Origin of the sequence: Burkholderia sp. ABCPW 111 (genome assembly GCF_000773065.1) — a bacterium.
GTDB lineage: Bacteria > Pseudomonadota > Gammaproteobacteria > Burkholderiales > Burkholderiaceae > Burkholderia > Burkholderia savannae.
This window is the reverse complement of record NZ_JPWT01000057.1, coordinates 60,529-86,238: the sequence shown is the minus strand read 5'-3', so window position 1 is coordinate 86,238 and position 25,710 is coordinate 60,529. Positions and strand designations below refer to the sequence as shown.

Here is a 25,710-nt window from a genome sequence, read left to right as displayed (position 1 = left end):
GTCGCCGGTCGCCGGTCGCCGGTCGCCGGTCGCCGGTCGCCGGTCGCCGGTCGCCGGTCGCCGGTCGCCGGTCGCCGGTCGCCGGTCGCCGGTCTGCAGTCTATCGATCCCCCGTTCAGTTTAGTAGAGCCCGACCCCGGACTTCGGCGACTTCGGCGACTTCGGCGACTTCGGCGACTTCGGCGACTTCGGCGACTTCGGCGACTTCGGCCACTTCGGCGACTTCGGCCACTTCGGCGACTTCGGCGACTTCGGCGACTTCGGCGACTTCGGCGACTTCGGCGACTTCGGCGACTTCGGCGACTTCGGCAGACCAATGAGCCCGCACGATGGTTGACCGGCCTCGCTGGAATGAAAAATCCACCACCCGCGCCGCGGCCCGTTGCAGTTCACACGCGAAGCAGCGGCCCGCCCGCGGCAAATCGCCGTCGCCCGGTCCGCGAATCTCGGCGATCCGCTAAAATGATCTATTAACCGACCGGTCGGTTGATTTATACTGCGTGAACATTCCACCTGGACGAGAACATCGCCATGTACACGCAATCCCTCGACATCCCCGGCAACGTCGCGCCGCTCGATGCCGCCGCCGATTCGCCCGAACAGGCCAGATTCGATGCCGCCGTCGCCGCCGACGGCAAGATCGAACCGCAGGACTGGATGCCCGACGCGTACCGCAAGACCCTCGTGCGGCAGATTTCGCAGCACGCGCACTCGGAGGTCGTCGGCATGCTGCCGGAAGGCAACTGGATCACGCGCGCGCCGAGCCTCAAGCGCAAGGCGATCCTGCTCGCGAAGGTCCAGGACGAAGCCGGTCACGGCCTCTATCTATATAGCGCCGCGGAAACGCTCGGCGTGTCGCGCGACGCGCTGATCGACGCGCTGCACGCAGGCAAGGCCAAGTATTCGAGCATCTTCAATTACCCGACCCTCACGTGGGCGGACGTCGGCGTGATCGGCTGGCTCGTCGACGGCGCCGCGATCATGAACCAGATTCCGCTCTGCCGCTGCACGTACGGCCCGTACGCGCGCGCGATGATCCGCGTCTGCAAGGAGGAATCGTTCCATCAGCGGCAAGGTTTCGACGCGCTGCTCGCGATGATGAAGGGCACCGATGCGCAGCGCGCGATGGTGCAGGACGCGGTGAACCGCTGGTGGGCGCCCGTGCTGATGATGTTCGGTCCGCCCGATGCCGATTCCGTCCACAGCAACCAGTCGGCCAAATGGGGAATCAAGCGCATCTCGAATGACGATCTGCGGCAGAAGTTCGTCGACGCGACGGTCGAGCAGGCGAAAGTGCTCGGCGTCACGCTGCCCGACCCCGACCTCAAGTGGAACGACGCGCGCGGCCATTTCGACTACGGCGCGCTCGACTGGGACGAATTCCGGCGCGTCGTCAATGGCGACGGCCCGTGCAACAAGGAGCGCCTCGCGACCCGCGTGAAGGCGCACGAGAACGGCGCGTGGGTCCGCGAGGCCGCGCTCGCGCACGAGGAAAAGCGCCGCCGCCGCGCGCAACAGCAAGCGGCATGACGCGCGCGAAGCGCGGCGCCGCCATCCGTATTCAGGAGATTCAGGAGAAAGCGATGAACCAAGAATGGCCAATCTGGGAAGTCTTCGTGCGCAGCAAGCAAGGGCTCGATCACAAGCACTGCGGAAGCCTGCACGCGGCCGACGCGTCGATGGCGCTGCACATGGCGCGCGACGTCTACACGCGCCGCCAGGAAGGCGTGAGCATCTGGGTCGTGCCGTCGGCGGCGATCACCGCGTCCGATCCGAACGAGAAGGCCGAGATGTTCGAGCCGGCGGGCGACAAGATCTATCGCCATCCGACCTTCTACACGCTGCCCGACGAAGTCAACCACATGTGAGCGGCAGGCCATGACGACGACCCCACAACATCTCGCCTACGTGCTGCGCCTCGCCGACAACGCGCTGATCCTCGGTCAGCGCAACGCCGAATGGTGCGGGCACGGCCCTGTCCTCGAGGAAGACATCGCGCTCACGAACATGAGCCTCGACCTGATCGGCCAGGCGCGCCTGCTGTATACGCACGCGGCCGAGCTCGAACGGCAGCTCAGCGGCGCCGCGCGGACCGAGGACGACTATGCGTACTCGCGCACCGAGCGCGAATTCGCGAACTACACGTTCGTCGAGCTGCCGCACTACGGCCCGCTCAGCGGCACCGCGCACGCGGAGCTCGACTATGCGGTGACCGTCGCGCGCAACTTCCTCTACGCGGCGCTGATGCTGCACGTGTGGACTGCGCTCGAGACGTCGAGCGACGCTCAACTCGCGGCGATCGCGGCGAAATCGGTGAAGGAGACGCGCTACCACGAGCACCACGCGCGCGAATGGCTGATCCGCTTCGGCGACGGCACCGACGAATCGCATCGCCGCGCGCAGGCCGCGCTCGACTATCTGATGCCGTATACGCGCGAATTCTTCGCGGCGGACGCGATCGACGACGCGGCGGCCGCGGCCGGCATCGGGCCCGCCATCGCGTCGATCGAGCCGGCGTGGCGCGCGGACGTCGACGCGACCCTCGCCGAGGCGACGCTCGCGCCACCCGCGGCCGGCCAGTACGTGTCGACCGGCAAGCGCGGCGAGCACTCGGAGCACATGGGTTATCTGCTCGCCGAGTTGCAGAGCGTCGCGCGCCAGCATCCGGGCGCGACCTGGTGAAGCCGCGCGCGACGAATGACGAACGACGGAGCCAGACGATGTCCGCCCTCCCCGCATCCGCCCTCGCCTCGACGGCCGCCGCCGTCGACCGCCCGCGCGACGGCCGCGCCGCCCGCGGCGACGATCCGCTCGTCGCCCGCGCATGGGACGCGCTCGAAGCCGTGCCCGATCCGGAAATCCCGGTCGTGTCGATCCGCGAGCTCGGCATCCTGCGCGACGTGCGCCGCGCCGCCGACGGCGTCGTCGAAGTCGTGATCACGCCGACCTACTCCGGCTGCCCGGCGATGCAGCAGATCGCCGAGGACATCGACGCCGCGCTGCGGCAAGCCGGCGTCGCGCCGCACCGGATCGCGACCGTGCTCGCGCCCGCGTGGACGACCGACTGGATCACCGCCGACGCCCGCGAAAAACTCCGCGCGTACGGCATCGCGCCGCCCGCCGGCCAGTGCGGCGGCGATGGCGGCGACGGCGGCGACGGCGATGCGCACGGCGGCCCTGCCCACCGCCGCGTCGTCCGCTTCATGCCGAAGCCGCTCGCCGCGCCCGTCTGCCCGCGCTGCGGCTCAGCGCACACCGAGCGGCTCGCGCAGTTCGCGTCGACCGCGTGCAAGGCGCTCTACCGCTGCGTCGACTGCCGCGAACCCTTCGACTACTTCAAACCTTATTGAATATGGCGACTCCGCAATTCCATCCGCTGCGCATCCGCGACGTGCGGCCCGAGACCGCCGACGCCGTCACGGTGTCGTTCGAGGTGCCGCCCGAGCTGCGCGACGCGTACCGCTTCACGCAAGGCCAGTTCGTCACGCTGAAGGCGCATATCGACGGCGAGGAGACCCGCCGCTCATACTCGATCTGCGTCGGCACGACCGACTACGACCGCGACGGCGAGTTGCGCATCGGCATCAAGCGCGTGCGCGGCGGGCGCTTCTCGAACTTCGCGTTCGATACGCTCGAGCCCGGCCACACGATCGACGTGATGACGCCGGACGGCCGCTTCTTCACGCACCTGAACGCCGAGCACGGCAAGCAGTACGTCGCGTTCGCGGGCGGCTCGGGGATCACGCCCGTGCTCGCGATCATCAAGACGACGCTCGAGCTCGAGCCGCGGAGCGCGTTCACGCTGATCTACGGCAACCGCAGCGTCGATTCGATCATGTTCGCCGAGGAGCTCGAGGATCTGAAGAACCGCTTCATGCAGCGATTCGCGCTGTATCACGTGCTGTCGGACGACGTGCAGGACGTCGAGCTCTTCAACGGCGTGCTCGATCAGGCGAAGTGCGCGGCGTTCATCGATTCGCTCGTGCCGGCCGAGACGATCGACGAAGCGTTCATCTGCGGCCCCGCGCCGATGATGGACGCCGCCGAGGCCGCGCTCGCCGCGGCCGGCGTGCCGCACGAGCGGGTGCACGTCGAGCGCTTCGGCACGCCGCTGCCGCAGGCGGGCGTGCCCGCCGTCGAGATTACCGACGACACGCCCGCCGCCGATCTCGAAATCGTGCTCGACGGCAAGAAACGCAAGCTGCGCCTGCCGTACGAAGGCGTGAGCCTCCTCGACGTCGGGCTGCGCGCGGGCCTCGCGCTGCCGTACGCGTGCAAGGGCGGCGTGTGCTGCACGTGCCGCGCGAAGGTGCTCGAAGGCGAGGTGCGGATGGAAAAGAACTACACGCTCGAGCCGCGGGAAATCGCCGACGGCTTCGTGCTCACCTGCCAGTGCCATCCCGTCAGCGGCAAGGTGGTCGTCAGTTACGACGAACGGTAAGCGGCGTCTTGCCGCGCGGTTACGCGCCGCCCCCCATCTCGCTTACACTAGGGGCCGCCTGCGGGCCGGACGCGCGAAGCGCCGGCACCCGGGCGGCTTTTCTCATGTTGACGACAGGCCAATGAGCACCATCCACGTGACCATGGGCGGCTCCGCCGCCGCTTCCCTGCGCATCGCGCTCGCCGACGCGGGCCGCGACGAAAGCGTCGTCGAGCTGTTCGACGATCTGTCCGTCGGCCCGCTGCGCGGCGCCGACGATACGCCGGACGTGCGCGCCGCGTTCTGGGAACGCGCGATCGGCGACGTGCAGCAGGACTGGGCGGCGGGGCTCGGCGACGATTTCGCGAAGCTCGAGGCGCTCGCGGCCGGCACGGGCCAGATCGTCGTGTGGCACGCGCACAGCGTGGCCGATCAGCTGATGCTGCGGCGCGTCGCCTACCATCTGCGCAACGCGCCGCAGCGCCTGAACGAGGTGCGGCTGTCGAGCACGGACATCGACGATCCACAGTCGTGGGTGCGGCTGCGCGCCGACCAGGCGACGGCCGCCGGCATCTTCTCGCCCGCGCAGCTCGCCGCGAAGCTGCCGGAGGCGGCGCCGATCTCGGTGCTGCGGATCAGCCGGCTCGCGCTCGAATGGCAGGAAGCGAAACAGACGAACGCCGAGCTGCGCTACTGGATCTGCAACACGTTCAAGAGCGGCCATTACGCCGACATCGACGCGCTCGTGCTCGAACACGCGCCCGACGAATGGGGGCCCGCCGCGCGCACGGTCGGCGCGGTGATGGCGTTCGCCGACCGCGGCCACCTGTTCGTCGGCGACGTGATCGCGTTCTGGCGCTGCCGCGAGCTCGCGGCGGCCGGCCGCGTCGAACTGCAGGGCGACGCGCGCTCGATCGAAGACCTGAAAACGGCGACGCTGCGCGTCACGCCCGCCGTCGCCGTTCCCCGCTAACCCGAACCCGCATCACGCGTCGAATCACATGGCCCGCACCCGAGCCCCCGATCACGAATCCCAGCGCGAGCAGATCCTCGATCTCGCCGCCGCCAAGTTCGCGCAGACGAGCTACCCGAGCACGTCGATGACCGATCTCGCGAACGCGAGCGGCACGTCGAAGGCGCGCCTCTATCACTATTACGAAGGCAAGGAAGCGATCCTGTTCGATCTGCTCGACCGCTACACGAAGCGGCTGATGCTGATCATCGCCGAGGTCGAAGGCGCGAGCCAGCGGCGCGGGCTCACCGAGCGCGAGGCGTTCGCCGAACTCGTGCGCGCGTTCCTCGCCGAATACGAGACGTCGCACAGCCGCCATGTCGCGCTGCTGAACGACGTGAAGTATCTCGAGGAAGCGCAACGCCGGATCATTCTCGACCGCCAGCGCGACATCGTCGCCGCGTTCGCGCGCCAGCTCGCGCGCGCGTATCCGGAGCGGATCTCGACGGACAACCAGACGCCCGTGACGATGATGGTGTTCGGGATGATCAACTGGACGTTCACGTGGCTGAAGCCGGGCGGGCGCCTCGGCTATCGCGATTTCGCCGAGCAGGTGATCGGCATGATCGAGCACGGCCTCGGCGGCTGAATCGTCTGATTTATTGCGGAGCAGCAAGCGTTGCGTGAGCGTAACAGTGCGACGCTTTGCCCACACCTCCGTCAAAAATCCTTAAAATATCAATAAAAACAAAAGCTTATATTTACCAATCGGTGAATTTAGAGGCCAAGCTCGACACGAACATCCGGGTTTTCCCCAATCTCCGCACGGCCATTCAGCTAAAATTGCGCTGCGTTGCACAAATAGCTGTACGGTCTTTTTTGAGGAACCCACGATGAACAAGCCAGACCTTCGCCCTGCCGATGCGGTCGGCATCGCCGGTCCCGCGCCAGTTCTCGTTCGGGAACTGGCTTCCGGCGACCGTCAACAACTGCTCACCCATTTTCTCGCGCTCGACGACGACGATCGCCTGTTGCGCTTCGGCCAAGCGGTGCCCGATCACGTGATCGAGAACTACGTCCGCACGATCGACTTCGGCCGCGACACCGTGTTCGGCGTGTTCGATCACGAACTCGCGATGATCGGCGTCGGCCACCTCGCGTACCTGCCCGCCGAAGGCGACAAGCGCACCGCCGAGTTCGGCGTGTCGGTGCTCGAAAGCGCACGCGGCCAAGGCGTCGGCACGAAGCTCTTCGAGCGCGCCGCGATCCGCAGCCGCAACACGCACGTCACGACGCTGTACATGCACTGCCTGTCGCGCAACGCGACGATGATGCACATCGCGAAGAAATCGGGGATGCGCATCGAGTACGCGTACGGCGAAGCCGATGCGTACCTGTCGCTGCCGCCCGCCGACCACTCGACGATCATCGCCGAGATGATGCAGGAGCAGGCGGCCGTGTTCGACTACGCGCTCAAGCGCCAGGCGCGCCGCGCGACGCAGATCTTCGAATCGCTGCTGCCCGCGGGCCTCACCGCGTAACGCGCGGCGCATCGCATCCGCCGATGCGCAAACAAAAACGGGCGGCCCGTCATGGACCGCCCGTTTTTTTGCGCCGCTCAGCCGATATCGGCCGTTCGGCCGACCGCGCTCCGGCATTCAGCGGATCGGCAACGCGGTGGTCTCCTTGAAGCGCTCGAGCGAGAAACTCGTCTTCACGTCGATCACCGACGGATGGTGCAGCAGTTGCTCCTGCATGAAACGCGAGAAATGCGCCATGTCCTCGACCTGCACGCGCAACAGATAGTCCATATCGCCCGTCATCGCGTGACACGCGACGACCTCCGGCCACGCCTGCACGGCCGCGCGAAACAGCTCGGCGTGCGTCGCGCCCGCGCGCGCGGGCGTTTCGTCGCCGCGCGCCGGCACGGCGCCGCCGCGCTTTTCCAGCCGCACGCTCACGTACGCGAGCAGGTCGAGCCCGAGCTTCTGCGGGTCGAGCAGCGCGACGTAGCCGGTGATCACGCCCAGCTCCTCGAGCCGGCGAATCCGACGCAGGCAAGGGCTCGGCGACAGATTCACCCGCTCGGCGATGTCCTGATTCGACAAACGCCCGTTCTCCTGAAGAATCGCAAGAATGCGCCGATCGATCGCATCCAATTCTACGTGCGCCATTTCCTGCCTCCCTGCCTGTTCGCGCGGACGAGAAATTGCGCAAGCGTAGCGTTACGCGACTAAGTTCGCAAGTTTCCACCCGGCCCGGCCCGCTACACTTTGCCGCAGACATTCACCAAGACGCGTGCCCCGTCGAGGGCTAGGAGACGCCATGCAAATCCCCACCTGGGACAACCCCGTCGGCACCGACGGCTTCGAATTCATCGAATACACCGCGCCCGATCCGAAAGCGCTCGGCCAGCTGTTCGAGCGCATGGGCTTCACCGCCGTCGCCCGGCACCGCCACAAGAACGTGACGCTGTACCGCCAGGGCGACATCAACTTCATCATCAACGCCGAAGCCGATTCGTTCGCGCAGCGCTTCGCCCGGCTGCACGGGCCGTCGATCTGCGCGATCGCGTTCCGCGTGCAGGACGCCGCGAAGGCGTACAAGCACGCGCTCGAGCTGGGCGCATGGGGCTTCGACAACAAGACGGGCCCGATGGAGCTGAACATCCCGGCGATCAAGGGCATCGGCGATTCGCTGATCTATTTCGTCGACCGCTGGAAGGGCAAGAACGGCGCGCAGCCGGGCGCGATCGGCGACATCAGCATCTACGACGTCGACTTCGAGCCGATTCCGGGCGCCGATCCGAACCCGGCCGGCCACGGCCTCACCTACATCGACCACCTGACGCACAACGTCCACCGCGGCCGCATGCAGGAATGGGCGGAGTTCTACGAGCGCCTGTTCAACTTCCGCGAGGTGCGCTATTTCGACATCGAAGGCAAGGTGACGGGCGTGAAATCGAAGGCGATGACGTCGCCGTGCGGCAAGATCCGGATTCCGATCAACGAGGAAGGCTCGGACACGGCCGGCCAGATCCAGGAATACCTCGACGCATATCACGGCGAAGGCATCCAGCACATCGCGCTCGGCGCGGCCGACATCTACAAGGCGGTCGACGGCCTGCGCGCGAAGGGCGTGACGCTGCTCGACACGATCGACACGTACTACGAGCTCGTCGATCGCCGCGTGCCGAACCACGGCGAGCCGCTCGACGAGCTCAGGAAGCGCAAGATCCTGATCGACGGCGCGCACGACGATCTGCTGCTGCAGATCTTCACCGAGAACCAGATCGGGCCGATCTTCTTCGAGATCATCCAGCGCAAGGGCAATCAGGGCTTCGGCGAGGGCAACTTCAAGGCGCTGTTCGAATCGATCGAGCTCGACCAGATCCGCCGCGGCGTCGTGCAGGACAAGGCGTAAGCGAGGCGGCGCCGCGCGCGGCCTGTTCGCGACGGGGCGTCAAGACATAGAGGCCTCGAAACATCGAGGCGTCAAATCGGAACGTCTAAATGGAAAGGGCGGGAATCCCGGGATTCCCGCCCTTTTGCATGGCCGATCATCGCGCGACGAGGCCGGCAATCGCCCGCCGCTGCGCCGCCGCGGCCTACTTCTGCGCCGCGCCGCGTTCGTTCGTCACGGCGCTCGCGAGCGCCGGCGCCGGCGCACCGGCTGCCGCGAGCTGCAGCATCTGGGTGCTCGCCGTCGCCAGCACGCTTGCGCCTTCCGAGCGCGCGGTGCCGCTCATCGCGAAAAACGCCGCCGACACCATCAGGAAATTCTGGATATTTCGAGTCTTCATTGCACCTCCATTGCAACCGTCCGTGTGCGTTCGCGGCGCCGACGCGAGCCCGCGCCGCCGTCACAACCGGACAGGGCCCTAGAGACTAACGGCAATCGCCGCGCGAGGCCCGCCGTTTTACATGCTTTTACAGCCTGTAACGCATTGATTCCTCTCGATTTCGGGTCACTCGGCACTCATTATTGAAACAATGCGGCGGGTTTTTCCCAGTGCTACCATCGAACGAAACCCGCCAATATTCGGGCCGACCAACGCGTCCACAAGACGCCGACGCGCCGATAGTTTTGGCGATCCCGAACCGGGTGAGGAGACACTGCATGAATGCCCCGCTAGACGCAGGCCAGCGCGCATCGCTCGAAGCCGCGCTGCAATCCGTCACGCTAGACGACAAATACACGCTCGAACGCGGCCGCGCGTACATGAGCGGCATCCAGGCGCTCGTGCGCCTGCCGATGCTCCAGCAGGAGCGCGATCGCGCCGCGGGCCTGAACACCGCCGGCTTCATTTCCGGCTACCGCGGCTCGCCGCTCGGCGGGCTCGATTTGTCGTTGTGGAAGGCGAAGCAGCACCTCGCCGCGCACCGGATCGTGTTCCAGCCCGGCCTCAACGAAGACCTCGCGGCGACGGCCGTCTGGGGATCGCAGCAAGTCAACCTGTATCCGGGCGCGAAGCACGACGGCGTGTTCGCGATGTGGTACGGCAAGGGCCCGGGCGTCGACCGCACGGGCGACGTGTTCAAGCACGCGAACTCGGCCGGCTCCGCACCGCACGGCGGCGTGCTCGTGCTCGCGGGCGACGATCACGCGGCGAAGTCGTCGACGCTCGCCCATCAATCCGAGCACATCTTCAAGGCGTGCGGGCTGCCCGTGCTGTTCCCGTCGAACGTGCAGGAATATCTGGACTTCGGGTTGCACGGCTGGGCGATGAGCCGCTATTCGGGCCTTTGGGTCGCGCTCAAGTGCGTGACGGACGTCGTCGAATCGTCGGCCTCCGTCGACATCGACCCGCATCGCACCGAGATCGTGCTGCCCACCGACTTCGCGATGCCCGACGGCGGCCTGAACATCCGCTGGCCCGATCCGCCTCTCGTGCAGGAAGCGCGCCTCCTCGACTACAAGTGGTACGCGGCGCTCGCGTACGTGCGCGCGAACAAGCTCGACCGCATCGAGATCGATTCGCCGAACGCGCGCTTCGGCATCATTACGGGCGGCAAGGCGTATCTCGACGTGCGTCAGGCGCTCGTCGACCTCGGCCTCGACGACGAAACCTGCGCGCGGATCGGCATTCGCCTCTACAAGGTCGGCTGCGTATGGCCGCTCGAAGCGCAAGGCGCGCAGGCATTCGCGCGCGGGCTCGACGAAATTCTCGTCGTCGAGGAAAAGCGCCAGATTCTCGAATACGCGATCAAGGAAGAACTGTACAACTGGCCGGACGGCCAACGTCCGCGCGTGTTCGGCAAGTTCGACGAAAAGGACGGCGCGGGCGGCGAATGGTCGGTGCCGATGGGCAACTGGCTGCTGCCCGCGCATTACGAGCTGTCGCCCGCGATCATCGCGAAGGCGATCGCGACGCGCCTCGAAAAGTTCGAGCTGCCGCCCGACGTGCGCGCACGCGTCGCCGCGCGGATCGCGGTGATTCACGCGAAGGAAACCGCGCTCGCGAAGCCGCACGTGAGCGCCGAGCGCAAGCCGTGGTTCTGCTCCGGGTGCCCGCACAACACGTCGACGAACGTGCCGGAAGGCTCGCGCGCGATCGCGGGCATCGGCTGCCATTACATGACCGTGTGGATGGACCGCAACACGAGCACGTTCAGCCAGATGGGCGGCGAAGGCGTGCCGTGGATCGGCCAGGCGCCGTTTACCGACGAAAAGCACGTGTTCGCGAATCTGGGCGACGGCACCTACTTCCACTCCGGCCTCCTCGCGATTCGCGCGGCGATCGCGTCGAAGGCGAACATCACGTACAAGATTCTCTATAACGACGCGGTCGCGATGACGGGCGGCCAGCCCGTCGACGGCGTGCTGACGGTGCCGCAGATCACGCACCAGCTTGCGTCCGAAGGCGCGAGGAAGATCGTGATCGTCACCGACGAGCCGCAGAAATACGACGGCCACGCGTCGCTGCTCGCGCCGGGCGTGACGATCCACCATCGCGACCAGCTCGACGACGTCCAGCGCACGCTGCGCGAGATCGAAGGCACGACGATCCTGATCTACGACCAGACCTGCGCGACCGAGAAGCGCCGGCGCCGCAAGCGCGGCGCGTACCCGGACCCGGCCAAGCGCGTCGTGATCAACGAGGCGGTCTGCGAAGGCTGCGGCGACTGCTCGGTGCAGTCGAACTGCCTGTCGGTCGAGCCGCTCGACACCGAATTCGGCACGAAGCGGCAGATCAACCAATCGACCTGCAACAAGGACTTCTCGTGCGTGAAGGGCTTCTGCCCGAGCTTCGTGACCGTCGAGGGCGGCAAGCTGCGCAAGCCGAAGGCCGTGTCGGTGGACGCGAGCGCGCTGCCGCCGATCCCCGAGCCCGCGCTGCCTGCGATCGATCGCGCGTACGGCGTGCTCGTCACGGGCGTCGGCGGCACGGGCGTCGTGACGATCGGCGCGCTGCTCGGAATGGCCGCGCACCTCGAAAGCAAGGGCGTGACGGTGCTCGACGTGACGGGCCTCGCGCAAAAGGGCGGCGCTGTGATGAGCCACGTCCAGATCTCGCACGCGCCCGCCGACATCCACGCCACCCGCATCGCGATGGGCGAGGCCGATCTCGTGATCGGCTGCGACGCGATCGTCACGGCCGGCGACGAATGCACGTCGCGAATGCGCCATGGCGCGACGCGCGTCGTCGTCAACAGCGCGAAGACGCCGACCGCCGAGTTCATCAAGAATCCGTTGTGGTCGTTCCCGGGCGCGAGCGCCGAGCTCGACATTCGCGCGGCGGCGGGCGACGCGGTCGACCTCGTCGACGCGAACCACTTCGCGGTCGCGCTGCTCGGCGACGCGATCTACACGAACCCGTTCGTGCTCGGCTACGCGTGGCAGCGCGGCTGGCTGCCGCTCACGCATGCGTCGCTCGTGCGCGCGATCGAGCTGAACGGCGTGCAGATCGAGCAGAACCGCGCGGCGTTCGAATGGGGCCGCCGCGCCGCGTTCGATCCGGCGAGCGTGCGCGCGGCGGCGGCGGGCGGTGCGCAGGCCGGCGCGACGGTGATCGCGCTGCACACGAAAAAGGCGATCGACGCGCTGATCGCGACGCGCGCCGAGCATCTGCGCGCGTATCAGAACGCCGCGTACGCGACGCGCTTCTCGGCCGTCGTCGACAAGGTGCGCGAAGCCGAGCGGGCGCTCGGCGGCGAGGCCGCGCAGGAGCCGCTCACCGAGGCCGTCGCGCGCAATCTGTACAAGCTGATGGCGTACAAGGACGAGTACGAAGTCGCGCGGCTGCACGCCGATCCGGCGTTCGTCGCGAAGCTCGCCGAGCAGTTCGAAGGCGACTGGAAGCTCAGGTTCCACCTCGCGCCGCCGCTGTTCGCGAAGAAGGATGCGCACGGCCGTCTCGTGAAGCAGCAATACGGCCCGTGGTTGATGCAGGCGTTCCGCGTGCTCGCGAAGCTGAAGTTTCTGCGCGGAACGGCGCTCGACGTGTTCGGCCGCACCGACGAACGGCGCACCGAGCGCGCGCTGATCGGCGAATACGAGGCGCTCGTGAGCGAGCTGATCGGCGGCCGGCTCACGCGCGACACGCTGCCGCTCGCGATCGAGCTCGCGAGCCTGCCCGACGGCATTCGTGGATATGGGCACGTGAAGGAGAACAACGTGCACGCGGTGCGCGCGAAGTGGACGCGGCTGCTCGCGCGGTGGCGCTCGCCGGAGGGCGGGCAGACGCGCAACGTCGCGTGACGACGGATCGCGCGCGCGACGCGGTTGCGTCGGCATCGCAATGACGTCCCGCGCGCCGACGCAAAGAAAAAGGCGGCCGCCCGACTGAACCGACCTCAAAGCTGGATGCACAACTTCCGAGGTGCGGTGCGGCCGGGCGGCCGCCTTCCTGTTCGTTTCGGCGCGCCGCAGGCCGTCACGGCTCGCGGCGCTCGCCTCCGCGCGCGTTACTTCACCTGCACGTTCGCCGCCGCGACGGCCGTCATGTTGATGATCCGGCGCACCGTCGCAGCCGGCGTCAGGATGTGCACGGGCTTCGCCGCGCCGAGCAGGAACGGGCCGACCGTCACGCCTTCGCCGCCCACCATCTTCAGCAGGTTGTACGCGATGTTCGCCGCCTCGACGTTCGGCATGATCAGGAGGTTCGCCTCGCCCGTGAGCGTCGTGCCGGGGAACGCGGCCTTGCGAACCACTTCGGACAGCGCCGCGTCGCCGTGCATTTCGCCGTCGACCTCAAGGTTCGGCGCGCGCTCGACAATCAGCTTGCGCGCGTCCGCCATTCGGCGCGACGACGCCGACGGCGCGCTGCCGAAGTTCGAGTTCGACAGCAGCGCCGCCTTCGGCGTGATGCCGAAACGCTCGATCTCGGCCGCCGCCTGGATCGTCATGTCGGCGAGCTGCTCGGCGCTCGGCTGCTCGTTCACGTAGGTATCGCACATGAACAGGTTGCGGCCCGGCAGCATCAGCAGGTTCATCGCCGCGAAGTGCTCGGCGCCCTTCGCGCGGCCGAGCACCTGCTCGATGAACTTCAGGTGGCTGTGGTACGTGTCGATCATCCCGCAGATCATGCCGTCCGCGTCGCCGAGGTGCACGAGGATCGCGCCGATCAGCGTGTTGAACTTGCGCAGCGCGGCCTTCGCGACTTCCGGCGTCACGCCGTCGCGCGCGCCCATCTCGTGGTACGCCTGCCAGCATTGCTGGTAGCGCGGATCGTCTTCCGGATTGACGATCTCGAAATCGGCTCCGCCCACGAGCTTCGAGCCGATCTTCTTCAGACGCATCTCGACGACGGACGGACGGCCGACGATGATCGGCTTCGCGATCTTCTCTTGCAGCACGAACTGCGCGGCGCGCAGCACGCGCTCGTCCTCGCCCTCGGCGAACACGATGCGCGCGGTCTTCGTCTTCGCGGTGGCGAACACGGGGCGCATCACCATGCCGGTGCGGTAGACGGTCGCGCCGAGTTGCTCGCGGTACGCGTCCATGTCGGCGATCGGGCGGGTGGCCACGCCCGAATCCATCGCGGCCTGCGCGACGGCGGGCGCGATCTTGATGATGAGGCGCGGATCGAACGGCTTCGGAATCAGGTATTCCGGGCCGAATTCGAGCGAATGGCCTTCATACGCCTTCGCGACTTCCTCGCTCTGATCGGTTTCCTGCGCGAGCTCGGCGATCGCGCGCACGCACGCGAGCTTCATCTCCTCGGTGATCGTCGTCGCGCCGACGTCGAGCGCGCCGCGGAAAATGAACGGGAAGCACAGGACGTTGTTGACCTGGTTCGGATAATCGGAGCGGCCCGTCGCGACGATCGCGTCCGGGCGCACCGCCTTCGCGTCTTCCGGGCGGATTTCCGGCTCCGGGTTCGCGAGCGCGAGGATGAGCGGCTTGTCCGCCATCGTCTTCACCATGTCCTGCTTCAGCACGCCCGCGCTCGAGCAGCCGAGGAACACGTCCGCATCGCGAATCGCGTCGGCGAGCGTGCGCGCGTCGGTCGTCACCGCGTAGCGCTGCTTCGACGGATCGAGATTGCCGCGGCCTTCGTAGATCACGCCTTTCGAGTCGCAAACGAGCACGTTCGACTTGGACAGGCCGAGCTTCACGAGCAGGTCGAGACACGCGATCGCCGCCGCGCCCGCGCCCGAGCACACGAGCTTCACGCTCGACAGGTCCTTGCCGACCACCTTCAGGCCGTTCAGGATCGCCGCCGACGCGATGATCGCGGTGCCGTGCTGATCGTCGTGGAAGACGGGAATCTTCATCCGCTCGCGCAGCTTCTGCTCGATGTAGAAGCACTCGGGCGCCTTGATGTCTTCGAGATTGATGCCGCCGAGCGTCGGCTCGAGCATCGCGATCGCATCGACGAGCTTGTCCGGATCGGACTCGGAGAGTTCGATGTCGAACACGTCGATGCCCGCGAATTTCTTGAACAGGCACCCCTTGCCCTCCATCACCGGCTTCGCGGCGAGCGGGCCGATGTTGCCGAGGCCGAGCACCGCGGTGCCGTTCGTCACGACGCCGACGAGGTTGCCGCGCGACGTGTACTTCTGCGCGTCGAGCGGGTCCGCGTGGATCGCCTCGCACGCGGCCGCGACGCCGGGCGAATATGCGAGCGACAGATCGAGCTGGTTCGACAGCGGCTTCGTGGGCGTGACCGAAATCTTGCCGGGTTTCGGATTCTGGTGATAAGCGAGAGCGCTTTGCTTCAGTTGTTCGTCCATGGTTGACCTGCGAGAGACATGCGAAATTTTGAAGACTCAGTACCGAGCACCGGGAGCCGCGGATGCGGAAATCGAGGGGATGGTCGACTGCGGCGTCCGTCGCGCGCCGGATCGGCGCGGCTTCGAACCTTGGCGGGTGGCAAGCGGGGAGTACAAAGCACCGAGCAAATACTTAGAGGGTCGCTTAGTGTACACCTCGCGCACGCGCGCCAGTTGCTGCGCCGCGCAAGGCCATCGTTTCGGCGTACTTCCTTTCAATGCCGCAAGGCGGCGGAGCATCCGCGCGCCGCAACGCCCGCCCCGCGCCCGGGACCGCCGTCCGGGCGCGGATAATCCGCCGCCGCCGGGCGTCTCGAAAAGGGCGCAAATCGGGTAAAATAGCGGGCTACGCGCGCAGCGAAGCGGCTCGACGCCGGCGGCCATCGCCCACGTCGGCCCGCAGCCCGGCCCTCACGGCAGGAATCACGCGAGCTGCGCCACCGGGCCCGCGCCCGCCCCTCGCTCATCACCAAGGAACGCCCATGACAGGCTTCGATCGTCAGACGATCTCCGACACGACCGCCAAAATGCTGCTCGAAGTGCAAGCGGTGCACTTCAACGCCGACAAGCCCTTCATCTTCACGTCCGGATGGGCGAGCCCGGTCTACATCGACTGCCGCAAGCTGATCTCGTTTCCGCGCGTGCGCCGCGGCCTGATGGAGATGGCCGAGGCGACGATCCTGCGCGACGTCGGCTTCGAGCAGATCGACGCGGTGGCGGGCGGCGAAACCGCCGGCATCCCGTTCGCCGCGTGGATCGCCGACCGGATGATGCTGCCGATGCAGTACGTGCGTAAAAAGCCGAAGGGTTTCGGCCGCAACGCGCAGATCGAGGGCTATCTGGAGGAAGGCTCGCGCGTGCTGCTCGTCGAGGACCTGACGACCGACAGCCGCAGCAAGATCAACTTCATCAACGCGCTGCGCACGGCGGGCGCGACGGTGAACCACTGCTTCGTGCTGTTCCACTACAACATCTTCAAGGAAAGCGTGTCGGTGCTGAAGGACATCGACGTCGACCTGCACGCGCTCGCGACCTGGTGGGACGTGCTGCGCGTCGCGAAGGCGTCGGGCTACTTCGAGACGAAGACGCTCGACGAAGTCGAGAAATTCCTGCACTCGCCGGCCGAATGGTCGGCCGCGCACGGCGGCGCGACGGGCGCGCAGGAGTAACGCGAGCCCGCATCGCCGGCGGCGGCCCGTCCGCCCGCGCCCGCGAAGATGCCGAAAAACGCCGGCCGTCGACGACGGCCGGCGTTTTTTATGCGCGCGCTCGCCGGTGGCGACGGCCGCCCTTCCTGCGCCGTCTCTTCGCGTTTCCCGCCGCCTGCGCCCGCCTGCACCCGCCGCGCCGGCCCGCTCACGCGAAGTTGACGCGACGACGTCCGCCATGCGTCCCCTAATGCTAGACTTGCCCTCATATTCGGGTTCGAGCATCACATCTCGACAACGATCAGCGCCGGGCCGCCCCGGCACCAGTGACGGGAGAAGGGCCATATGCGCGTGGGTCGCCGAGTCGTTCCGCCAGGTTCGCCCCGTCGTCTGCTCGCGCTCGCCTTCGCCTGCGCTTCCTTCTTCGGCATCCTCGGCGGCCCGCGTGCGCGCGCCGAAGACGCGTTCGTGCTCACGAGCGACGACCTGCGCCCCGGCGGCCGCGTCGGCGCGTCGCACGTCTTCAATCAGGGCGACTGCAAGGGCGGCAACCGCTCGCCGCAGCTCGCGTGGCGCAATCCGCCGCCCGGCACGAAGGGCTTCGCCGTCACGATGTTCGATCCCGACGCGCCCGGCCGCGGCTGGTGGCACTGGGCGGTCGCCGGCATCCCGGCGAGCGTCTCGAGCCTGCCCGCCGACGCGAGCGCGTCCGGCTTCCTGCGCAAGCTCGGCGCGACCGAGGCGCGCAACGATTTCGGCATCGACGGCTACGGCGGCCCATGTCCGCCGCCCGGCAAACCGCACCGCTACGTGATCACCGTCCACGCGCTGAAGGCCACCGACCTGCGCGTCGCGACGGGCCGCCCCGCTCAGATGTTCGACCACGAGATCGGCACCGAGTCGATCGGCTCCGCGCAGCTCGTCGTCACATACGGCCGCTAGTCTGCGGCGAAGCGCGGCGCGATTCGCGCCGTTCACGAAATTCAGTCGTGCGCGACAGCGATCGTGCGAGATGCTTCGCACCGCTAGACTTTTTGCGCCGGCCGTCCGCGCGCGTCGCCGAGGTCGGCCATCGTCCGCCGCGCGGCCCGTCACGGGGCGCGCGGTTTCGTCGTCTCATCATGGAGAAACGGGAATGTCGAACATCGTCATCGTCTATCACAGCGGCTACGGCCACACCAAGAAGCTCGCCGAATCGGTGCTCGCGGGCGCGCAGGACGCGGGCGCGAACGCGCGGCTCGTCGCCGTCGGCGATCTCGACGACGCCGGCTGGGCCGCGCTCGACGCGGCCGACGCGATCGTCTTCGGCGCGCCGACCTACATGGGCGGCCCGTCGGCCGACTTCAAGAAATTCGCCGACGCGACGTCGAAAGCATGGTTCGGCCAGAAATGGAAGGACAAGATCGCGGCGGGCTTCACGAACTCCGCGTCGATGAACGGCGACAAGTTCTCGACGATTCAATACTTCGTCACGCTCGCGATGCAGCATGGGATGGTGTGGGTCGGCACGGGCCTGCTGCCCGCGAACACGAAGGCGTCGACGCGCAACGACATCAACTACGCGGGCGGCTTCACCGGCCTGCTCGCGCAATCGCCGTCCGACGCGTCGCCGGACGAGGCGCCCGCGAGCGGCGATCTCGACACCGCGAAGGCGTTCGGCGCGCGCGTCGCGGCGGCAACCGCCCGCTGGCTCGCCGGCAAGTGACGCGCGGCGATCCGCCAAGGGGCCGGATCGCAAGCGCGGCCCGGCCGGCTTTTTTCGGCCGGCCGGTTACGATGCCGCGCATCACGCCTTAAAATGGCGGTTTTCACGGCGGCAGCGCGCCGCCCGCCCCGATCCAGCGAGAGCGAGATGAGCACGAAAGTTTTTGTCGACGGCCAGGAAGGCACGACCGGCCTGAAGATCTTCGAATATCTGTCCGCGCGCGACGACATCGAAATCCTGCGCATCGACGAAGCGTTGCGCAAGGACGTCGACGAGCGCCGCCGCCTCATCAACGCATCGGACGTCACGTTCCTGTGCCTGCCCGACGTCGCGTCGCGCGAGTCGGCGGCGCTCGTCGAAAATCCGAACACGACGCTGATCGACGCGAGCACCGCGTTCCGCACGAGCGCCGACTGGGCGTACGGCCTGCCCGAGCTGAACCGCGCGCAGCGCGAGCGCATCCGCACCGCGAAGCGCATCGCGGTGCCGGGCTGCCACGCGTCGGCGTTCGTGCTCGCGATGCGCCCGCTCGTCGATGCGGGCGTCGTCGCGCCGGGCTTCGCCGCGCACAGCTACTCGATCACGGGCTACAGCGGCGGCGGCAAGAAGATGATCGCCGATTACGAAGCGGGCGGCGCGAAGCTCGCGGCCCCGCGTGCATACGCGCTCGGCCTCGCGCACAAGCACCTGCCGGAGATGGCCGCGCACACGGGCCTCGCGAGCGCGCCGATCTTCACGCCGATCGTCGGGCCGTTCTACAAGGGGCTCGCCGTCACCACGTACTTCACGCCGAGCCAGCTCGCCAAGCGCGTGACGCCGCAGGACGTGCAGCGCGTGCTCGCCGAGCATTACGCGGGCGAGGCGTTCGTGCGCGTCGCGCCGTACGACGCGGCCGAAAATCTCGACGACGGCTTCTTCGACGTGCAGGCGAACAACGGCACGAACCGCGTCGACCTCTTCGTGTTCGGCACGGCGGAGCGCTTCGTCACGCTCGCACGGCTCGACAACCTCGGCAAGGGCGCGTCGGGCGCCGCGATCCAGTGCATGAACCTCAACGTCGGCGCAGCCGAGGACACGGGACTCGAGCGCTGAACGGCGCAAAGCTTGCAACACGAGAAAAGCCGGCCCGAGTGGCCGGCTTTTTCATTGCATCGAATGGAAACCGAAAGTTCTTTAAATAATGTCGCGGCGCTCACAGATATTTACAAACTTTCATTCCCACTCGAAAATAAATCTCGAAAATTTCAAAACGTCATGATTATCCCGGATAGGGATTCACCCGATGCGCGTGCTTTAAACGGTTGATCCAACGCCGTATCCCGCGAACAAAACCCTGTAAAAACAAGGGACACCGCATCCGCCGCAACCAATTTCAAACGCTAATCTCGTTTTAATTCCCCCTCCCCAGCCCGTTGTTTCGGCATCCCGAATACGGTGAATTGTTTAAATCGTGTTGGTTAGACGGTTCCGTCGATTGACAGCTGAAAACGACACGGCCAAATTAGCCCACACAATTAAACACATTGGAGACAGAGGCATGTCGGACGCCTTTTCGAAAGGGGTGGCAATGGCCATAGCCGTCGCCCCTTTGTTTGCCGCTTGTAGTGGAGGGGGCGGCGGCACCCCTGCCCCCATCGCCGTTCCGCAATGCTCGGGCGCAAGCTGCGGCGCCCAAGGCGCGCCCGGTTCGGCGGCCGGCAACACGTCGCTCTGCCCCGCCACCGCGGACATCGCCGGCAGCACGTATCTCGGCGGCGCTGGCAGCGGCGAGATCGTGAGCCTGAACATCAACGCGACCACGATGACGTACACGCTCAAGTGGCTCGAATCCCCGATTCCGCTCGCGACCGGCACCGTCACGCCCACTCGCGCCGGCACGACGATCACGGGCAGCGTCGCGCATCCGCCCGCGGGCACGCTGCCCACCGCCGAGCAGACGCGCTGCGCGTTCGTGCTGCTGCCGGGCAGCGGCACCTCCCCCGCGACGAACTCGACCTACTCCACCGCAGCCGACTTCAACCAGGCGAACCCGCCGATGATCCTCGTCGGCTTCGGCGTCGCGGGCGGCGGCATCCCGGGCGCGACGGTCCAGTACAGCGGCCTCACGATCATCCCGGGCGTGCTGCAGAACATCGGCCAGGTGCCGCAGCGTCACTTCGATTTCTATCCGTTCCTCGCCTTCTCGAACACGACGACCGACGTGACGAAGCTCGCGGGCACGTACAACGCGCTGCTATACCACTCGGTGCCGTCGAGCAACTACGCGACGAAGGGCGTCAACGCGAACGAGACATTCGATTCGAACGGTGCGTGCACGTCGACGAGCGCGTCGGGCTGCATGACGACGGGCAACCCGTGGGCGTCGAGCGGCAGCGGCTACTTCAACAGCACGCAGGCGCCGCAGATCCTGCCGCAGACGCAGCTGCCGCTCATCGGCGCGACGGGCAAGTCGGCGGTCGCGCACATGGTGCTCGGCCAGCTGAACGGCGCGACCGTGCCCGTCGTCGTGCGCACGGGCAACGTGAACCTCGGCACGCCGCCGCTGCACACCGACGCGCAAGTCGACGACGAATCGGGCATCGCGGTGCTCGGGCCGGCGACGGCGCTCGCGCTCGGCAGCGTCGACGGCGGCTACGCGGGCGCGGACTCGAACTTCAAGTACACGGCGACGGTGGTCAAGGGGACGACGGGCACGTTCGTCAATCCGAGCACGCAGCAGGCGGAAACCGGCTTCAACCTCGACTACGGCCAGTCGACGCCGGGCCTGCTCGGCGCGACGACGACCGACACGTCGGCGTCGGGCTTCGTGATCGCGAACGGCGGGCTGTTCGCGACGCTGATCCAGGGCACCGTCAACGGCGGGATCACGCAGAGCTCGGCGATCGCCGGCCAGACGCCGTCCGCGCCTTACTTCGGCGTCGGCGCGCAAGTCAGCAAGTAACGAGACCCGCACGCGCGGCCCGGCGACACGCATCGCGCCGGGCCGCGCCGCAGCGGGCGATATCGAGAGCGGCCGCAAGGGAGCCGGCCGCCGGATAAAGACAATTCTGGAGTTTGGAGGAGCAACATGAAGCAGCGGAATCTGATCCTGGCGATGGCATGCGCCGCGCCCTTCATCTCGGCGTGCAGCGGCGGTGGCGGCGGCAGCGATTCGCAGCCGCTCGTCGAAACCGCGCTGTGCCCGTCGACGGTCGACTACGGCACGGTCTACACGGGCGGCGGCGGCGACGGCGAACTCGTCAAACTGCAGATCGACACGACGAAGATGACCTGGCAGATCACCTTCGTCGCGTCGCCGATTCCGCAAACGACGGGCACCGCGGCGCCGTCGCGCGCGGGCACGACCCAAAGCGGCACGCTCACGCAGGAAACCTTGCTGCCGACGCAAAAGCTCAACAACTGCTCGTTCCGTCTGAACGGCGCGAGCCTCGATCCGAACCGGCCGGCGCGCATCTTCCTCGGCATGGGCATCGTCGGCGGCACGATTCCCGGCGCGGAGCTTCAGTACGGCGGCCTGCTCGGCCAGGGCGCGATTCCGGACACCAAGTTCCCGTACTATCCGTTCATCGCGTTCTCGTCGCTCGAAACGAACATCGCCAACATCGCCGGCACGTACAGCGAGCTCGGCTACGGCCAGGTGGCCTCGCAAAGCTTCGCGCCCGCGACGATCGACGCGAAGGTGACGATCAACCCCGACGGCACCTGGACCCGCTGCGATTCGACGGGCATCTATGCGGGCACCTGCCGCCAGCCCGGCACGAACCTCGCGCAATCGTCGAACGGCACCGGCGCGTTCGAGACGGACCACTTCCAGAGCCAGTTGAAGCCGACGCTCGCGACGGTGCCGCAAGCGAAGGGCTTCCTCATCGTCGGCAAGGTGAACAAGCAGCTCGTGCCGGTGTTGATCCGCACGGGCGTCGCGAACCCGAACCCGACGCCCGATGCGAACGGCGTGCCGGGCCTCACCGCCGACGACGAATCGAGCATCTCGCTCCTCGCGCCGCAGACGGCGATCAACGTCGGGTTCGTCAACGGCGAATACATCGGCGTCGACAGCCAGTTCGACTACCGCTCGACGGTGCTCGTCGACAAGCAGGCGACGATTCTCGATCCGTTCAATGCGTCGCAGGCGTCGCTCGCCACCGCGCTCAATCTCGACTACACGCAGACGGTGCCGGGCACGATCACGTCGTCGCACGTAGGCGCGAGCAGCTCGGCGCCGACCGGCAAGTTCATCTTCACGGGCGCGGGCGGGGCATTCGGCTTCCTCGACATGTCCAACTCGTCGTCGCCGTACTTCACGGTCGGCGCGTTCGTGCAATAAGCGGCGCTCGGGAGGCCTTATGAAAAAAGCACTGTGCGCGGCGCTCGGCGCCGCCGCGCTGACGCCGCTCGCCGCTCACGCGCAAAGCGCGGGCAGCAATGTCGTCACGCTCGGCTGGTTCCATGTGATGCCGCAGCAAAGCACGACCCCGCTCACGACGAGCGTCGCGCCGACGCCGATCAACACGCCGCTCGGGCTGACGGGGTCGTTCACGTCGCCGGGCACCGGCACGCGCACGAGCGGCGCGGACACGGTCGGCCTGACGACGAGCCACTTCCTCACGGACAACATCGCGGTCACGACGGTGGCGGGCGTGCCGCCCGTCTTCAAGATCACGGGGCAAGGCACGATCCGCCCGCCCGGCCCGGCGGGCGCGCTCGCGTCGCAGAACCTCGGCGATCCGCAGATCAACCCGATCGTCAAGAGCGTGCGCCAGTGGAGCCCGGCCGTACTGTTCCAGTACTACTTCCTGCAGGCGACGTCGAAGGTGCGGCCCTTCGTCGGCATCGGCGTGTCGTACAACTGGTTCAGCGACCTTCAGTTGAACCGCAACTTCGTGAAGTCGACGCAGGACAATCTCGGCGCGGTGCTCGCCGCGGGCGCAGGCAAGCCGGGGCCGACGCAGGTGTCGGCGAAGGCGTCGTCGTCATGGCAGCCGGTGTTCAACGCGGGCATCACGTACAACTTCACCGACCACTGGGGCCTGCTCGCGTCGGTCACGTACATTCCGCTGAAGACGACGTCGACCGTGACGATCAAGGCCGCCGACGGCACGGTGCTGGCGGAATCGAAAAACGAGCTGAAGGCGGACCCGATCGTCAGCTTCGTCGCCGTGACCTACAAGTTCTGAGTCGGGGGGGCCGCCCGCGCGGACGCGGCCTCGGGTTCGCGCGGGCAACACGCAAACAACACGCGGGTAAAAAGCGGGCAAAAAAAAGCCCGCCTGAAGAGGCGGGCTGAATCCATATCAGAGGAGACATGGAGGAGACGGTTCGAACTATACCCGTTTGTTTGACGCAATGCAACATTTCCATCCAGAAAATACGGATTTTCCCTTGAATGCCGGTTCTAATTTGCCGGCATTGTCGCTTCGCCGCCCCATCGCCTGCTTCTTTCCTCCTCCAGCACCGCGCCGAGCCGCTCGCGCAGCAGCTCGACCGGCCGCATCAGCCGCCCCGGCAGCACGCCGCGCACGAGCCACACGTTGACTCCCGGCTCGACGTCCTCCGTTTCGACGACCCGCAGCGCGCCGCGATGCGGGCTGCGCGCGAGCGCCGCCGCCGACGCGACGCCGAGCCGCGCGCCGCGCGCGACGAGCGACAGTTGCAGGTCCGAGCCGAACGCCTCGACCGCGACGTCGAACGGCAGCCCCGCCGCGCTGAACGCGCGGCTCAGCGCCGAGCGCATTCCGCAGCCGTCCTGGCTCGGCACCCATGGGTAGCGCGCGAGCGCGTCGAGCGGCAGCGGCCCCGGCGGTAGCGCGAAATCGCGCGCGACGACAAGCGCCGTCGGCTGCACGCCGAGCAGCGTCGACACGAGCCGATCTCGGGCTGCACGGCATCGCGATGTTCGCGTTCGCGGGCGCGACGGGCGCGATCGTCACGCCGTTCGCGGGCCTGGCCGGCGACCGCGGCTGGGAGCGCGGCGCATTGCGCGGCGCGCATGCGGCAATGCTCGCCGCGGGGATGGTGCTCGGCATGGCGGGCGCGGGCTGGGGCGGCTTCGACGCGGCCGCGCATCCGACGCTTGCGCTCGCGCTGCTCGTCGCCGGCGCGGCGGCGCTCGATGCAGGCGTCGTCGCCGACCAAACGCTCGGCCGCCGCGCGGTCAACCTGCTGAATCCCGCCACGCACGGGCGGCTCAACGGCCTGTTCGTGGGCTTGTTCTTCGTCGGCGGATCGCTCGGCGCGATGCTTGCGGGCGCGGCATGAGCGTGGGCCGGCTGGGGCGCGGTGTGCGCGGTGTGCGCGGTGTGCGCGGTGTGCGCGGTGTGCGCGGTGGGCCTCGCGTTCGCGGGCGCCGCGTTCGCGCTCGCGCTCGACCGGATCGGCGCGCGCGGGCAGGCGGTGCGCTGAAACGACAACGCCCCGCGTCGTCGCCGATGCGGAGCGTCTCGTTCTTTCATGCGGCGCGTGAGCGGCGCGCCGTGTTTCGCCGGTGTATGCGCCCGCTCAGTGCCGCACGAGCGCCATCATCGCGCCGAAGCCGACGAACAGGCCGCCCGTCAGCCGGTTGAACGCCTTTGCGACGTTCGCGCTGCGCAGCGTCACGCCGATCCGCGTGCCGAACGACGCATAGACGAGATACCAGCTCACCTCGATCACCGCGAACGTCGCGACGAGGATGCCGAACTGCGGCAGCGTCGGTGCGGACGCGTCGATGAACTGAGGCAGCAGCGCGGCGGCGAACAGGATCGCCTTCGGATTGCTGCCCGCGACGAGAAAGCCGTTGCGAAACAGCGCCCAGCGCGACGCGGGGGCGGCCGTGCGGCCCGAGGGCGGCGCGGCGTCGGCGACATCCGCCGCCGATTCCGCGTCGACGCGCGCGCGCCACGCCTTCACGCCCAGATAGATCAGATACGCGGCGCCCGCGAAGCGCAGCGCATCGAACATCGCGGGCCAAGCCTCGAGGAACACACCGAGCCCCGCGGCGGACACCGACAGCATCGCGACGAGCGCCGTCATGCAGCCCGCCATCGTCGCCGTCGAACGCCGCAGCCCGTGACGCGCGCCGTGCGTCATCACGAGCAGCATGTTCGGACCGGGAATCGCCGACACGACGAACACCGTCGCGACGAACAGCCACCACGTATGCAGATTCATTGCCGCCCCACTTTCGAAACTGAAATGGAAACGTTGATTATGCCGGGGATCGTGCGAAGTTGCCTGCCGCCGGGCGATCGTCCGATGGCAGGCGGCAGGCGGCAGGCGGCAGCGCGCGGTGC

22 protein-coding genes and 2 pseudogenes are annotated in these 25,710 nt (G+C 67.5%); 18 read left to right on the top strand and 6 right to left on the bottom strand.

What is annotated here, in order from left to right:
• Positions 1 to 115: 115 nt before the first annotated feature.
• Complete coding sequence (locus tag X946_RS35870) at positions 116 to 421, bottom strand: hypothetical protein (RefSeq protein WP_200886427.1); 306 nt, start codon at positions 419 to 421, stop codon at positions 116 to 118.
• A gap of 110 nt (positions 422 to 531) precedes the next feature.
• On the opposite strand from X946_RS35870, the gene paaA reads away from it, so the two are divergent.
• The 8 genes from paaA to X946_RS10395 all read left to right on the top strand — a co-directional run bounded on the left by paaA (position 532) and on the right by X946_RS10395 (position 6,913).
• Positions 532 to 1,530 carry a 1,2-phenylacetyl-CoA epoxidase subunit PaaA gene (gene paaA / locus X946_RS10430; RefSeq protein ID WP_038746745.1) on the top strand — a complete coding sequence of 333 codons (999 nt, stop codon included), beginning with the start codon at positions 532 to 534 and terminating at the stop codon, positions 1,528 to 1,530.
• Between the two features lie 53 nt (positions 1,531 to 1,583).
• The gene (paaB, locus tag X946_RS10425) at positions 1,584 to 1,868 is read left to right on the top strand and encodes a 1,2-phenylacetyl-CoA epoxidase subunit PaaB (protein WP_038746770.1); all 285 of its coding nucleotides are present in this window, start codon (positions 1,584 to 1,586) and stop codon (positions 1,866 to 1,868) included.
• 10 nt (positions 1,869 to 1,878) lie between these two features.
• The gene (paaC, locus tag X946_RS10420) at positions 1,879 to 2,682 is read left to right on the top strand and encodes a 1,2-phenylacetyl-CoA epoxidase subunit PaaC (RefSeq protein ID WP_038746743.1); all 804 of its coding nucleotides are present in this window, start codon (positions 1,879 to 1,881) and stop codon (positions 2,680 to 2,682) included.
• A 38-nt stretch (positions 2,683 to 2,720) separates the two neighbouring features.
• Positions 2,721 to 3,350 carry a 1,2-phenylacetyl-CoA epoxidase subunit PaaD gene (gene paaD / locus X946_RS10415; protein WP_038746768.1) on the top strand — a complete coding sequence of 210 codons (630 nt, stop codon included), beginning with the start codon at positions 2,721 to 2,723 and terminating at the stop codon, positions 3,348 to 3,350.
• A 2-nt stretch (positions 3,351 to 3,352) separates the two neighbouring features.
• Entirely contained in the window at positions 3,353 to 4,441 is a 1,089-nt protein-coding gene (gene paaE, locus X946_RS10410) for a 1,2-phenylacetyl-CoA epoxidase subunit PaaE (protein WP_038746740.1), read from the top strand.
• 121 nt (positions 4,442 to 4,562) lie between these two features.
• Complete coding sequence (locus X946_RS10405; protein WP_038746738.1) at positions 4,563 to 5,393, top strand: DUF1835 domain-containing protein; 831 nt, start codon at positions 4,563 to 4,565, stop codon at positions 5,391 to 5,393.
• 28 nt (positions 5,394 to 5,421) lie between these two features.
• Positions 5,422 to 6,021, top strand: a complete 600-nt coding sequence (locus X946_RS10400) for a TetR/AcrR family transcriptional regulator (protein WP_038746736.1) — start codon at positions 5,422 to 5,424, stop codon at positions 6,019 to 6,021.
• Positions 6,022 to 6,265: 244 nt separating this feature from the next.
• Positions 6,266 to 6,913, top strand: coding sequence for a GNAT family N-acetyltransferase (locus tag X946_RS10395; protein WP_038746734.1), 648 nt, complete (start codon positions 6,266 to 6,268; stop codon positions 6,911 to 6,913).
• A 117-nt stretch (positions 6,914 to 7,030) separates the two neighbouring features.
• On the opposite strand, the gene X946_RS10390 is transcribed toward X946_RS10395, so the two are convergent.
• Complete coding sequence (locus X946_RS10390) at positions 7,031 to 7,546, bottom strand: Lrp/AsnC family transcriptional regulator (protein ID WP_038746733.1); 516 nt, start codon at positions 7,544 to 7,546, stop codon at positions 7,031 to 7,033.
• A gap of 151 nt (positions 7,547 to 7,697) precedes the next feature.
• Here X946_RS10390 and hppD point away from each other — a divergent pair, with 151 nt between their 5' ends.
• Positions 7,698 to 8,795, top strand: coding sequence for a 4-hydroxyphenylpyruvate dioxygenase (gene hppD / locus X946_RS10385; protein WP_038746731.1), 1,098 nt, complete (start codon positions 7,698 to 7,700; stop codon positions 8,793 to 8,795).
• A gap of 184 nt (positions 8,796 to 8,979) precedes the next feature.
• On the opposite strand, the gene X946_RS10380 is transcribed toward hppD, so the two are convergent.
• Positions 8,980 to 9,174, bottom strand: coding sequence for a hypothetical protein (locus X946_RS10380; protein ID WP_038746729.1), 195 nt, complete (start codon positions 9,172 to 9,174; stop codon positions 8,980 to 8,982).
• A 317-nt stretch (positions 9,175 to 9,491) separates the two neighbouring features.
• Between X946_RS10380 and X946_RS10375 the strand changes: the two genes are divergently transcribed.
• Positions 9,492 to 13,073 carry an indolepyruvate ferredoxin oxidoreductase family protein gene (locus X946_RS10375; protein WP_038746727.1) on the top strand — a complete coding sequence of 1,194 codons (3,582 nt, stop codon included), beginning with the start codon at positions 9,492 to 9,494 and terminating at the stop codon, positions 13,071 to 13,073.
• A gap of 206 nt (positions 13,074 to 13,279) precedes the next feature.
• Here X946_RS10375 and X946_RS10370 read toward each other — a convergent pair whose 3' ends face one another.
• Positions 13,280 to 15,550 (bottom strand): NADP-dependent malic enzyme, encoded by a 2,271-nt coding sequence (locus X946_RS10370; protein ID WP_038746725.1) that lies wholly within the window; start codon positions 15,548 to 15,550, stop codon positions 13,280 to 13,282.
• 521 nt (positions 15,551 to 16,071) lie between these two features.
• Here X946_RS10370 and X946_RS10365 point away from each other — a divergent pair.
• The 7 genes from X946_RS10365 to X946_RS10335 all read left to right on the top strand — a co-directional run bounded on the left by X946_RS10365 (position 16,072) and on the right by X946_RS10335 (position 23,616).
• On the top strand, positions 16,072 to 16,758 hold the full coding sequence (locus X946_RS10365) for an orotate phosphoribosyltransferase (RefSeq protein ID WP_038746723.1): 687 nt from the start codon (positions 16,072 to 16,074) through the stop codon (positions 16,756 to 16,758).
• A 324-nt stretch (positions 16,759 to 17,082) separates the two neighbouring features.
• Positions 17,083 to 17,679: a YbhB/YbcL family Raf kinase inhibitor-like protein gene (locus X946_RS10360; RefSeq protein ID WP_038746721.1), complete on the top strand. Its 597-nt coding sequence runs from the start codon at positions 17,083 to 17,085 to the stop codon at positions 17,677 to 17,679.
• Between the two features lie 193 nt (positions 17,680 to 17,872).
• A complete protein-coding gene (locus X946_RS10355; RefSeq protein WP_038746719.1) occupies positions 17,873 to 18,442 on the top strand; it encodes a flavodoxin family protein in 570 nt (189 codons plus the stop codon).
• A gap of 147 nt (positions 18,443 to 18,589) precedes the next feature.
• Positions 18,590 to 19,534, top strand: a complete 945-nt coding sequence (argC, locus tag X946_RS10350) for an N-acetyl-gamma-glutamyl-phosphate reductase (protein ID WP_038746717.1) — start codon at positions 18,590 to 18,592, stop codon at positions 19,532 to 19,534.
• A 475-nt stretch (positions 19,535 to 20,009) separates the two neighbouring features.
• Positions 20,010 to 21,383 carry a DUF2957 domain-containing protein gene (locus X946_RS10345; protein ID WP_038746716.1) on the top strand — a complete coding sequence of 458 codons (1,374 nt, stop codon included), beginning with the start codon at positions 20,010 to 20,012 and terminating at the stop codon, positions 21,381 to 21,383.
• Positions 21,384 to 21,509: 126 nt separating this feature from the next.
• Positions 21,510 to 22,766, top strand: coding sequence for a DUF2957 domain-containing protein (locus X946_RS10340; RefSeq protein WP_038746713.1), 1,257 nt, complete (start codon positions 21,510 to 21,512; stop codon positions 22,764 to 22,766).
• Between the two features lie 19 nt (positions 22,767 to 22,785).
• Positions 22,786 to 23,616, top strand: a complete 831-nt coding sequence (locus X946_RS10335) for an OmpW/AlkL family protein (RefSeq protein WP_038746709.1) — start codon at positions 22,786 to 22,788, stop codon at positions 23,614 to 23,616.
• 218 nt (positions 23,617 to 23,834) lie between these two features.
• Here the strand turns inward: X946_RS10335 and X946_RS10330 are convergent.
• Positions 23,835 to 24,311: pseudogene (locus X946_RS10330) on the bottom strand (substrate-binding domain-containing protein); the annotation flags it as partial.
• On the opposite strand from X946_RS10330, the pseudogene X946_RS10325 reads away from it, so the two are divergent.
• Positions 24,302 to 24,841 (top strand): annotated as a pseudogene (locus tag X946_RS10325) (MFS transporter); the annotation flags it as partial. The pseudogenes X946_RS10330 and X946_RS10325 overlap by 10 nt on opposite strands.
• Positions 24,842 to 24,937: 96 nt before the next feature.
• Here the strand turns inward: X946_RS10325 and X946_RS10320 are convergent.
• A complete protein-coding gene (locus tag X946_RS10320; protein WP_038746706.1) occupies positions 24,938 to 25,588 on the bottom strand; it encodes a LysE family translocator in 651 nt (216 codons plus the stop codon).
• Positions 25,589 to 25,710 lie beyond the last annotated feature (122 nt).

Bases quoted from the DNA above. Each gene is read 5' to 3' on its own strand.
- paaA (WP_038746745.1), top strand. From the start codon at position 532: ATGTACACGCAATCCCTCGACATCCCCGGCAACGTCGCGCCGCTCGAT.
- paaB (WP_038746770.1), top strand. From the start codon at position 1,584: ATGAACCAAGAATGGCCAATCTGGGAAGTCTTCGTGCGCAGCAAGCAA.
- paaC (WP_038746743.1), top strand. From the start codon at position 1,879: ATGACGACGACCCCACAACATCTCGCCTACGTGCTGCGCCTCGCCGAC.
- paaD (WP_038746768.1), top strand. From the start codon at position 2,721: ATGTCCGCCCTCCCCGCATCCGCCCTCGCCTCGACGGCCGCCGCCGTC.
- paaE (WP_038746740.1), top strand. From the start codon at position 3,353: ATGGCGACTCCGCAATTCCATCCGCTGCGCATCCGCGACGTGCGGCCC.
- X946_RS10405 (WP_038746738.1), top strand. From the start codon at position 4,563: ATGAGCACCATCCACGTGACCATGGGCGGCTCCGCCGCCGCTTCCCTG.
- X946_RS10400 (WP_038746736.1), top strand. From the start codon at position 5,422: ATGGCCCGCACCCGAGCCCCCGATCACGAATCCCAGCGCGAGCAGATC.
- X946_RS10395 (WP_038746734.1), top strand. From the start codon at position 6,266: ATGAACAAGCCAGACCTTCGCCCTGCCGATGCGGTCGGCATCGCCGGT.
- X946_RS10390 (WP_038746733.1), bottom strand. From the start codon at position 7,546: ATGGCGCACGTAGAATTGGATGCGATCGATCGGCGCATTCTTGCGATT.
- hppD (WP_038746731.1), top strand. From the start codon at position 7,698: ATGCAAATCCCCACCTGGGACAACCCCGTCGGCACCGACGGCTTCGAA.
- X946_RS10380 (WP_038746729.1), bottom strand. From the start codon at position 9,174: ATGAAGACTCGAAATATCCAGAATTTCCTGATGGTGTCGGCGGCGTTT.
- X946_RS10375 (WP_038746727.1), top strand. From the start codon at position 9,492: ATGAATGCCCCGCTAGACGCAGGCCAGCGCGCATCGCTCGAAGCCGCG.
- X946_RS10370 (WP_038746725.1), bottom strand. From the start codon at position 15,550: ATGGACGAACAACTGAAGCAAAGCGCTCTCGCTTATCACCAGAATCCG.
- X946_RS10365 (WP_038746723.1), top strand. From the start codon at position 16,072: ATGACAGGCTTCGATCGTCAGACGATCTCCGACACGACCGCCAAAATG.
- X946_RS10360 (WP_038746721.1), top strand. From the start codon at position 17,083: ATGCGCGTGGGTCGCCGAGTCGTTCCGCCAGGTTCGCCCCGTCGTCTG.
- X946_RS10355 (WP_038746719.1), top strand. From the start codon at position 17,873: ATGTCGAACATCGTCATCGTCTATCACAGCGGCTACGGCCACACCAAG.
- argC (WP_038746717.1), top strand. From the start codon at position 18,590: ATGAGCACGAAAGTTTTTGTCGACGGCCAGGAAGGCACGACCGGCCTG.
- X946_RS10345 (WP_038746716.1), top strand. From the start codon at position 20,010: ATGGCCATAGCCGTCGCCCCTTTGTTTGCCGCTTGTAGTGGAGGGGGC.
- X946_RS10340 (WP_038746713.1), top strand. From the start codon at position 21,510: ATGAAGCAGCGGAATCTGATCCTGGCGATGGCATGCGCCGCGCCCTTC.
- X946_RS10335 (WP_038746709.1), top strand. From the start codon at position 22,786: ATGAAAAAAGCACTGTGCGCGGCGCTCGGCGCCGCCGCGCTGACGCCG.
- X946_RS10320 (WP_038746706.1), bottom strand. From the start codon at position 25,588: ATGAATCTGCATACGTGGTGGCTGTTCGTCGCGACGGTGTTCGTCGTG.